The organism is Kitasatospora sp. NPDC056327, assembly GCF_042261735.1.
In the GTDB taxonomy this organism is placed as follows: Bacteria; Actinomycetota; Actinomycetes; order Streptomycetales; family Streptomycetaceae; genus Kitasatospora.
This window is the reverse complement of record NZ_JBHJRC010000309.1, coordinates 1-9,692: the sequence shown is the minus strand read 5'-3', so window position 1 is coordinate 9,692 and position 9,692 is coordinate 1. Positions and strand designations below refer to the sequence as shown.

General features: G+C 75.1%; 7 protein-coding genes. 3 read left to right on the top strand and 4 right to left on the bottom strand.

Annotated elements, in window-relative coordinates:
* A partial coding sequence (locus ACFCX4_RS30790) for a DUF4192 domain-containing protein (RefSeq protein ID WP_376149593.1) occupies positions 1-1,792 on the bottom strand: 1,792 nt, incomplete at its 3' end.
* Positions 1,793-2,022: 230 nt separating this feature from the next.
* Between ACFCX4_RS30790 and ACFCX4_RS30785 the strand changes: the two genes are divergently transcribed.
* Entirely contained in the window at positions 2,023-4,221 is a 2,199-nt protein-coding gene (locus ACFCX4_RS30785) for a RecQ family ATP-dependent DNA helicase (RefSeq protein ID WP_376149590.1), read from the top strand.
* Between the two features lie 399 nt (positions 4,222-4,620).
* The gene (locus tag ACFCX4_RS30780; protein ID WP_376149587.1) at positions 4,621-5,313 is read left to right on the top strand and encodes a hypothetical protein; all 693 of its coding nucleotides are present in this window, start codon (positions 4,621-4,623) and stop codon (positions 5,311-5,313) included.
* A gap of 233 nt (positions 5,314-5,546) precedes the next feature.
* Here the strand turns inward: ACFCX4_RS30780 and ACFCX4_RS30775 are convergent, their stop codons facing one another.
* The 3 genes from ACFCX4_RS30775 to ACFCX4_RS30765 form a co-directional block, all read right to left on the bottom strand.
* The gene (locus ACFCX4_RS30775) at positions 5,547-6,050 is read right to left on the bottom strand and encodes a hypothetical protein (RefSeq protein WP_376149585.1); all 504 of its coding nucleotides are present in this window, start codon (positions 6,048-6,050) and stop codon (positions 5,547-5,549) included.
* Between the two features lie 291 nt (positions 6,051-6,341).
* Positions 6,342-7,052, bottom strand: coding sequence for a ribonuclease HII (locus ACFCX4_RS30770; RefSeq protein WP_376149582.1), 711 nt, complete (start codon positions 7,050-7,052; stop codon positions 6,342-6,344).
* Between the two features lie 172 nt (positions 7,053-7,224).
* A complete protein-coding gene (locus ACFCX4_RS30765) occupies positions 7,225-7,929 on the bottom strand; it encodes a TetR/AcrR family transcriptional regulator (protein ID WP_376149579.1) in 705 nt (234 codons plus the stop codon).
* A gap of 161 nt (positions 7,930-8,090) precedes the next feature.
* On the opposite strand from ACFCX4_RS30765, the gene ACFCX4_RS30760 reads away from it, so the two are divergent.
* Positions 8,091-9,638, top strand: a complete 1,548-nt coding sequence (locus ACFCX4_RS30760) for an MFS transporter (protein ID WP_376149575.1) — start codon at positions 8,091-8,093, stop codon at positions 9,636-9,638.
* Positions 9,639-9,692 lie beyond the last annotated feature (54 nt).

The following is a 9,692-nucleotide window of genomic DNA, read 5'->3' as shown; positions in this document are numbered from 1 at the left end:
GGCGGCCCCCCCGGGGGGGTGGGCCCGGTCGGCTCGTCGTTCTGGCCCCCGGGCCCCCCGCCCCCCCGGGCAACCCGGGGGCCCCCCCCCGGGGGGGCCGGCCCCCCCGGGCCCCCCTCCGCCAGGGCGACGAGTGGGCGATCCGCACCCTGTGGAGAACCTTCCGGCGCTCCTCGGCCCGGCGCTCCCCGGCCCGGCCTTCCCCGAACCGTCCGGCACCGCCGGGGCCGGGGCCCGCCGCAGCGGACCGGCACCGCGCCGTGGCGGCTCCCGTGCCACCGCCGCTCCCGCCGGAGCTGCCGGAGCTGCCGGAGCTTTCGGAGCCGTCCCGCACCGGCGGTGTCCCGTTCGGCCCGTCGGGCTCCGTGGACCCGTCGGGCGCCCGCTCCGGCCCCGCCCCGCCCGGCGGCGCCCCGGGCTCCTCCGCCGGGTGTCCGCGCCGTCGGCGGCCCCGGCGGCGCGTCCCGCTCCCGGCCGTCCCCGCCGGTCCGCCGGGGCCACCGGGCCTCCCCCGCCCGGGGGCTTCGCCCGCTCCGCCGTCCCCGTCGACGGCGGCCCGGGGCGCAGGCACTGCCGGTCGCGCGGACGGAGCCGACGGCGCCGCCGGGCCGGGGCGCCGCTCCCCGCCCCCGTCCGAACCTCCGTCCGCGCCCGCGGCGGGCCCGTCCGCCGCCGCCCGTTCCCGCTCGGTCCGGCGGCGGCGCTCCTCCTCCACCCTCACCAGCAGCGTCTCCGGCGAGAAGCCGCCGTTCAGCGACTCGTACAACAACTGGGCGAGCAGGTAGGAGGGGTTGCGGCGCAGCGTGTGGCCGAGCACAACCCGGGCCGTCGCGGTGTCCCCCGCCACCCACGACGTCCAGGCCAGCAGGGTGAGCGGCGGCGCGGCGAAGCTCTCGTAGGGCGGCACGCAGCGGGTGGCCAGGAAGCGCCAGAGCCGCTGGGCCGGCGCGAGCTCGGCCGGTCTGGCGTACTCGGCCGCGCGGTCCCGGACGATCCGGTCCTGGAGGGCCAGCAGCAGTCGCGCCGTCCGGTCCTCGTCGAGCTCCGTCGCCCCGGCCGCGAACCGGGCCACCGCCGTGTCGAGCAGTTCGGTGCTCTCCCTCCGGTCGAGCGACAGCGGCCGCCCCGGCGACGGACCGGCCCCGGCCCGGACGAGGGCCGCCCGCGCGGCCCGCGCCCCGGGCGGGCCGACCGGGGCCAGCCCGGCCAGGATCTCCTTGCGGCTGCCGCGCGGCGCCAGGCCGGCGACGGTCGCCGCCACCGCGACCGGGCCGGGACCGGGCACCCGGTGGATCGGGTGGCCCACCGGGTCGCAGCAGCCCTCCCGGGTGCAGAGGAAGGACCACCAGCGGCCCGCGGAGACGCACAGCGACTCCTTGACCCGCACCCCGCGGCTCTCGAAGGCCTCCCGCAGGCGCTCCGCGAGCGGCCGCAGCGCCGCGGCCACCGGCGGGCCGTGCTCCCCGCCGGGCCCCGGACCGGCGGGTTCCCGGCAGAGGTAGAGCAGGACCTGGACCGGCCGCCGCTCCTGCCGCTCGGAGAGCCGGACGAGGAGGCCGGCCGTCTCCTCGGCGGCGGCCGGCCACTCCTCGGCCGTCTCGGGGATGTCCAGCCGGATCACCCCGCCCTGGTGCAGTCCGGGCGGCTGGAGGCCGACCGCGACGATGCTGTCGTCGGGGTAGAAGCCGAGCAGGTAGGGCAGCACCTCGGCCATGTCGGCCGGGCCCCGCATGGTGATCGGACGGCCGCCGGGGCCGTCGCCGAAGGGGAGCAGGACGTGTTCGTTCGTCATGGCCGGAAGGCTGTCGCAATTCTCCGGAGCGCCCGGAAAATTGCTCCGGATCTGTGGACAAACCCCGCCTGTGAATAACTCCTCCCCCGTTCGGCGTAACGGCGGGCCACTCTCCCGGGGGAAAAACGGCGGCCGTTCAGCGGAAGAGCGGATGAAATACCTCCCGCCCTCGCCCGCTTCCGACCCCCGTGGTTCGCCCCGTGTCGGCCCCTCGGGGTTACATGGGGGCCATGCAGCAGCCGAAGAGCCACCCCACCGCCACCGCCACCGACCGGGCCGAGGTCCGGTCGCGGGCCGAGGCCGTCCTGCGCGAGCTGGCCGGCCCGGGTGCCACCCTCCGCGAGGACCAGTGGACGGCCATCGAGGCCCTGGTCGTCGACCACCGCCGGGCCCTGGTGGTGCAGCGCACCGGCTGGGGCAAGTCCGCCGTCTACTTCATCGCCACCGCCCTGCTGCGGGCGCGCGGGGCCGGGCCGACGGTCATCGTCTCGCCGCTGCTCGCCCTCATGCGCAACCAGGTGGACTCGGCGGCCCGGGCCGGCATCCACGCCCGCACCATCAACTCCGCCAACACCGACGAGTGGGACGCCGTCCAGGCCGAGGTCGCGGCCGGGGCGGTGGACGTCCTGCTGGTCAGCCCCGAGCGGCTGAACAACCCGGACTTCCGGGACAACGTGCTCCCCAAGCTCGCCGCCTCCACCGGCCTGCTGGTGGTCGACGAGGCCCACTGCATCTCCGACTGGGGCCACGACTTCCGCCCCGACTACCGCCGACTGCGCACCATGCTCGCCGAGCTCCAGCCGGGCGTGCCGGTGCTGGCCACCACCGCCACGGCCAACGCCCGGGTCACCGCCGACGTCGCCGAGCAGCTCGGCACGGGCTCCGGCGACGAGCACGCGCTGGTGCTGCGCGGCCCACTCGACCGCGAGAGCCTCACCCTGGGCGTGCTCACCCTGCCCGACCCCGCGCACCGGCTGGCCTGGCTCGCCGACCACCTCGACCGGCTGCCCGGCTCCGGCATCGTGTACACCCTCACGGTCGCCGCCACCGACGAGGTGACCGCCTTCCTGCGCGAACGCGGCTTCACGGTGGCCTCCTACTCCGGCCGCACCGAGGACGCCGAGCGCCGCACCGCCGAGGCCGACCTGCAGGCCAACCGGGTCAAGGCGCTGGTCGCCACCTCCGCCCTCGGCATGGGCTTCGACAAGCCGGACCTCGGCTTCGTGGTGCACCTGGGCTCCCCCAGCTCGCCGATCGCCTACTACCAGCAGGTCGGCCGGGCCGGGCGCGGGGTCGACCGGGCGGAGGTGCTGCTGCTGCCCGGCCGCGAGGACGAGGCGATCTGGCGCTACTTCGCCTCGCTCGCCTTCCCGCCCGAGGAGCAGGTCCGCCGGACCATCGACGCGCTCGCCGAGGCCGGCCGGCCGCTCTCCACCGCCGCGCTGGAGCCCCGGGTGGACCTCCGCCGCACCCGCCTGGAGACCATGCTCAAGGTGCTCGACGTGGACGGCGCCGTGCGGCGGGTCAAGGGCGGCTGGACGGCCACCGGCCGGAGCTGGGAGTACGACACCGCCCGCTACGCCAAGGTGGCCGCCTCCCGGGAGGCCGAGCAGCGGGCGATGCGCGAGTACGCGGCGGCCACCGGCTGCCGGATGGAGTTCCTGCGCCGCCAACTGGACGACGAGGAGGCGGTGCCCTGCGGCCGGTGCGACAACTGCGCCGGTCCGCTGCACGGGCCCGAGGTGTCGGCGGAGGCCCTGGAGGCCGCCCGGGCCGCCCTCGGCCGGCCGGGTGTCGGCTTCGAGCCGCGCCGGCTCTGGCCCACCGGCATGGACGCGCTGGGCGTCCCGCTCAAGGGCCGCATCCCGGCGGGCGAGCAGGCCGAGACGGGCCGGGCGCTCGGCCGGCTCTCGGACATCGGCTGGGGCACCAGGCTGCGGTCGCTGCTCTCGGACCAGGCCCCGGACGGCCCCGTGCCCGGCGAGGCGGTGGACGCCCTGGTCACCGTGCTGGCCGACTGGGCGCGCGGGCCCGGCGGCTGGGCCGGCCCGGCGGCAGCCGACGGCACCCGGTCGGCCCGGCCCGCCGGGGTGGTGACGATGGCCTCCTCGACCAGGCCGCAGCTGGTCGGCAGCCTCGGCGCCCGGATCGCCGAGATCGGGCGGCTGCCGCTGCTCGGACGGATCGAGTACGCGAGCGGGCAGCCGCCGCACGGGTCGCGCAGCAACAGCGCCCAGCGGCTGAACTCGGTGGCCGGAGCGCTCACCGTGCCGCCGGAGCTGGCGGCGGCGGTGGCGGCCGCGGACGGTCCGGTCCTGCTGGTGGACGACCTGGTCGACTCCGGGTGGACGGTCACCGTGGCCGCCCGGCTGCTGCGCCGCGCCGGGGCGACCGCGGTGCTGCCGCTGGTCCTGGGGGTCCAGGGCTGACCGGGGACCGGCCCCGGCCGGCCACCGTCACCCGATCGGAGTAATCGCGGTCGCCGGGACGACTCCGGGCCCCACCCGGACCGGCCGACCGGTTGGTGGGAGGAGCACTGCCGGAAGCGGCGGAGAGATCGCACGGGAAAGGAGGAGCGGAGATGCCCGGAACGCTTCGCGGCGGCCTTCGGTCCGGTCGGATCACGATCCGGCGACACCCGGGCCGGATCCGCGCGACCGTGGAATATATCCGGCAGAACGTTGGCTTTCGGGCGGCGTTCATCATTTCATCGTTGCCGCTTCGCCCCTTCTGCCCTGAGAATTGGACCGTACCCGGAGCCCGGTCCCTTGGACCATGCCTCTGGCGTACGCAGGAACCCGCGCGCCCGTGGGTCGGGAAGGAGGATCGTGATCAGCGGTATCGACCGAGGTCAGTATCCCCTCGCCAGGAGTTCGGCGCCCAGACGGGTGCTCGATCTGGAGACCTGGACGGCCTCGGGAATCCCGCTCCTCCGCGACCCCCGGGAATTCGTCCTGGAGCTGCACCAGCGCCACCTGCCGCAGCCCGGCACGACGGTGGTCGCCGTCCTGGACGCCCTGCAGCGGGTCACCGCCTCGGCCTCGTTCGCGCCCTGGCCGCACGACGCGGACGGCTGGCTGCACCGCAACGCGATCCTCTCCCACCTGCGCCGGGTCACCCCGCACGACCTGCGCCTGACCAGCCCGGCCCGGACGGCCGTACTGCTGCGCTGCCGCGAGGGCGCTGCCGACTGGACCGAGCAGGACGGCGCCTGGATGTGGGCCCTGCGGGACGCGGCCATCCTGCACGGACTGCGCTGCGGAGCGTACGTCTCGCTGACCCAGAGCGGCTGGCAGATCCTCGGCGACGGCCGGCACGGCCGCAATCCGCACGCGGGTTCGTGGGCGGACGGGCCGGTCCACACCGTGACGGAGCTGCCCCCGCGCACCGCCCTGGAGGCGCCGCGCGGCCAGCGGGCGCAGCACGCGGAGCGCTCGCCGCACGCCCGCCGGCCCGAACTCCCCTGGTCGCCCGCCCGGGTCACGGCGATCGAACCGGCCCGGCGCACCGGCACCCGCTGACCGGTCGGCCGGCCGCCCGCGGTCCTTGACCACCACACCGGCGACCACCACGCCGCCGACCACCACGTCGGCCGGCCCGGCCCCAGCGGCCCGGCCCTCCCCCGCCGTCACCGCGCTCCGGCCCCACCCCGCCCCGGCAACCAGGCCCCGAGCACCCCGGCCCCCGGCGACCGGCCGCCGCAACGCCGAGGCCCGGCACCAGGGGTACCGGGCCAGGGCGATCGTCGGGACCGTCAGGCGGGCTGCCTGCGGGAAGCCGGCGCACCGGCGGCGGAACGGCGCGTACCGGCGGCGGGCGGGACACTGCCGCCGCAGACCACCAACAGCGACTCCGCACGCTGGAGCGCCCTGGTGTACGCCGCGGCGGCGCGGTCGGCCGGGCCGCCGTTGACGACGAGCACGACCACGGGCCGCCGGGCCTCCCGGGTCAGCTCGGCGTCGGCGTAGAAGACGTCACCGCCCTCGGTGAGCTGCGCCCAGTAGCGCTCCTCGCCGAAGGAGAGTTCGTGCTGCTGCCACGGGTGCGGCGCGCCGACGGTCAGCACCAGGACGGCGCCGGGGTCACGGCCGGATTCGAGCAACTGGTCGACGGTCTCGTCGGCACGGTCGAGCGCCTCCGCCGCGGTGGCGGGGACGTGCCGGACCTCGACCGGCGCCGGGACGGACGCGGGTCGGGGCGGGGCGGGCTTGGGAATCGGGTTCGGGCGCGGCGAAGGCCCCTGACGATCGGCACGCACGGCCGCCGAGCGCTGCGGCGCCGGCCTCGGCGGAGCCGGGCGGGGGCCCGGCACCGGGGCCGACGGTACGGCGGTGGTCGCGCCGCCACCGGCAGGCGCTCGGAGGGCTTGTGCGTCCGACTCGCGGGGGCTGGGAACGCCGGGGCCCGGGAGGCTCTCGTTGATCTCCGGCTCCTCGGGGAAGACAGGCATACCCGGATATCTATCAAATGCCGGTCGGACGCGCACGGGCGCCCCACCCATTGGGCACCGTGAGCCTCAGGGGCAACGGTGGAGTTTCCAGACGTACCGTCAGAAACCGAGCGCGAGCTGTTCCCCGGCGGGCTCCGCGGAGACCGTCCCGCCGGGACCGGGAACCGCCCGGATCCGCTTCAGGTGGCTCCACTTGGGCAGCCCGTCGAGATAGGACCAGGAGAGGCGGTGGTGTTCGGTCGGCCCGAGTTCCTCCAGCGCGGCCCGGTGCACCGGGGACGGATAGCCGGCGTTGTCGCCGAAGCCGTACTCGGGGTGCTCCTCCCCCAGTCCGGCCATCAGACCGTCGCGGTGCACCTTGGCGAGCACCGAGGCGGCGGAGACGCAGACGCACGACTGGTCGCCCTTGATCACGGTGCGCACCCGCCAGGGGCCGCCGAGGTAGTCGTGCTTGCCGTCGAGGATCACCGCGTCCGGCTCCACCGGCAGGGCCTCCAGCGCGCGCACGGCGGCCAGCCGCAGCGCGGCCGTCATGCCGAGCTCGTCGCACTCCTGCGCCGAGGCGTGGCCGAGCGCGTGGGCCGTGACCCAGTCGGCGAGCACGGGCGCGAGTGCCCGGCGGCGGAGTTCGGTGAGCAGCTTGGAGTCGGTCAGCCCCTCAGGGGGGCGGCGCAGGCCGGTGACGGCCGCGCCCACGGTGACCGGGCCCGCCCAGGCACCGCGCCCGACCTCGTCGAGACCGACCACGACCTTGGCGCCGGCGCGGCGGAGCGAGCGCTCGACGGAGTGCGTCGGCGGGACGATGGGCATGATGGGGTCCGTTCAGCTGGCCGGTCTCCAGCCTAAGCCACCGGTCCGCACGCCCGGACCGGGCCGCCGGACCCCTTCCCGCGCCCCGCCGCGGCCCCCGGCGGTCACCCCGGCCCCGGAGTCGAAGCCGCGGGCCCCGGCCCGGTCGGGTCAGGCCCGGGTCGGGCCCGGATCAGGCCCGGATCAACGGGACCAACACCTCGTCGACCAACTGGTCCACGAACTCGGGGCCGATCCGGTGGCCGCCGACCTTGATCCGGTACAGCAGCATCGCCGGGGCGACGTCGGCGACCAGCGGGGTGGCCGCGTCGGGGCGGACGTCACCGCGCTCGGCGCCCCGGCGGAGGATGTCGAGGATCACGTCCCTGGTGGGCTCCAGCATCCGCTGGGCGAGGAAGTCCTTGAAGAGCTGCGTCTGCTCGTGGTCCAGCTCGGCCATCACCGCGCTCATCGCCCCGCCCGCCCGGGAGGCGGCGACGGAGACGAAACTCTCCACGAGGTGGCGCAGTTCCGCACGGGCGGACCCGAGGGCCGGGGTGTCGGCGGGGCGTGGCAGAGTGGAGTCCAGGGCGTCCATGACCAGCTCCACCTTGGACGCCCAACGCCGGTACAGCGCGGCCTTCCCGGTCCGCGCGGCTCCGGCGACCCCTTCCATCGTCAGCCGCGCGAATCCGCCGGAGGTGAGCTGGTCGAGCGTCGCCTCGAAGATCGCCGCCTCCAGCTCCCTCCCCCGCCGTCGCGACGGCCGGCCCAGGACCTCGGCGACGACCTGGACCGGACAGGAGGCCCGCACGGCCTCGGGCGTCCGGTCCGCCGCCGGGCCGGTTCCCCGGCGGGCAGGACGGTCCGCCGTCTGGCGCCGCACCAACTGATCCATCGTCACCAACCCTAAGGAACGCTTGCGTTCATAATCGTGTCAACGCTATCGTCCACATTAGTGAACGATTCCGTTCCTTCATAGCCCGCGGGACGCCGTCGGGCCACGCCGGACCCAGAGGTCCGCAGCACACGAAGCAATAGCCAGCAGGGGGCATCAACTTGGCTATCTCCGAAAAGCTCAGCAAGAACGTTCCATCACAGGGCGGGAACAGTCCGAACAAGGGCATCACCCTGGCCGTCATCGCGGCCTCGCAGCTGATGGTGGTGCTCGACGCCACCATCGTGAACATCGCGCTGCCGCAGATCAGGGACGACCTGAACTTCTCGACCACCAACCTGTCGTGGGTGATCAACGCCTACACGCTGACCTTCGGCGGCCTGCTGCTGCTCGGTGGACGCGCGGGCGACATCCTCGGCCGGCGCCGGGTCTTCATCGCCGGCACGCTGCTGTTCGGGCTGGCCTCGCTGCTCGGCGGCTTCGCCCAGGACGGCGGCATGCTGCTGGCCGCCCGCGCGCTCCAGGGCATCGGCGGCGCGATCTGCTCGCCGACGGCCTTCGCCCTGATCGCCACCAACTTCGACGAAGGCCCCGAACGCAACCGGGCCTTCGGGGTGTTCTCCGCGGTGGCCGGCTCGGGCGCCGCGATCGGCCTGCTGGCCGGCGGCGTGCTCACCGAGTACCTCGACTGGCGCTGGGTCTTCTTCGTCAACGTGCCGATCGCCGTGCTGATCGCCTTCGCGGCACCGCGCTACATCGCCGAGTCGGAGCGCCACCCCGGCCGCTTCGACCTGCCCGGCGCGCTCACCTCGACACTCGGCCTGGTCGGCCTGGTCTACGGCTTCATCCGCGCCGCGTCCGACGGCTGGAGCGACCCGCTGACCCTCGGCTCCTTCGCCGCCGGTGTGATCCTGATGGCCGCGTTCGTGGTCATCGAGACCCGTACCGCGCAGCCGATCACCCCGCTGAAGCTGTTCGCCGACCGGAACCGCACCGGTGGCCTGGTGATCATGCTCTGCCTGGCCGCGGCCATGTTCGGCATCTTCTTCTACATCACGCTCTTCGTGCAGGGACCGCTCGACTACAGCCCGCTGAAGGCCGGCTTCGCCTTCATGCCGATCAGCGCGTCCATCATCGTGGCGGCGCAGCTCGCCTCAAGCCTGCAGGTCAAGTACGGCCCGAAGCCGTTCATGGCGGGCGGCTCGCTGCTCGTCGCCGTCGGCCTCTCCTGGCTGACCTTCATGAACGCGGACAGCGGCTACGTGGACGGCATCCTCGGCCCGACGGTGGTCTTCGGCTTCGGCATGGGCCTGGTCTTCGTCCCGGTGATGCTGCTCTCCGTCGCGGGCGTCTCCGGCGAGGAGACCGGGGCCGCCTCCGGCCTGCTGAACTCCATGCAGCAGATCGGCGGTTCGCTCGGCCTCTCGATCCTGACCACGGTGTTCGCGAACTACGCGACCTCCGAGGCCAAGGTGCAGCTGCCCGGCTTCCTGGCCACGGCCACGCCGGAGCAGAAGGCCTGGCTGATGGAGAAGCAGGAGTTCCCCAAGGGCACCGAAGCGGCCAACGAGGTGCTCGCGCAGGGCATCTCGCACGGCTTCGTCGTGGGCGCCGTGATGGCGGGCGTGGCCTTCGTGATCGCCGTCGTGGTGATCAAGGCGAAGGCCTCCGACCTGCCGTCGGACACCGCGGGCGTCGCGATGCACTGACCGGTCCCCCCGGACGGGGAGACGGACCGGACACCACCGGGGCCGGCCGGGAGC

Bases quoted from the DNA above. Each gene is read 5' to 3' on its own strand.
- ACFCX4_RS30785 (WP_376149590.1), top strand. From the start codon at position 2,023: ATGCAGCAGCCGAAGAGCCACCCCACCGCCACCGCCACCGACCGGGCC.
- ACFCX4_RS30770 (WP_376149582.1), bottom strand. From the start codon at position 7,052: ATGCCCATCGTCCCGCCGACGCACTCCGTCGAGCGCTCGCTCCGCCGC.
- ACFCX4_RS30765 (WP_376149579.1), bottom strand. From the start codon at position 7,929: ATGGATCAGTTGGTGCGGCGCCAGACGGCGGACCGTCCTGCCCGCCGG.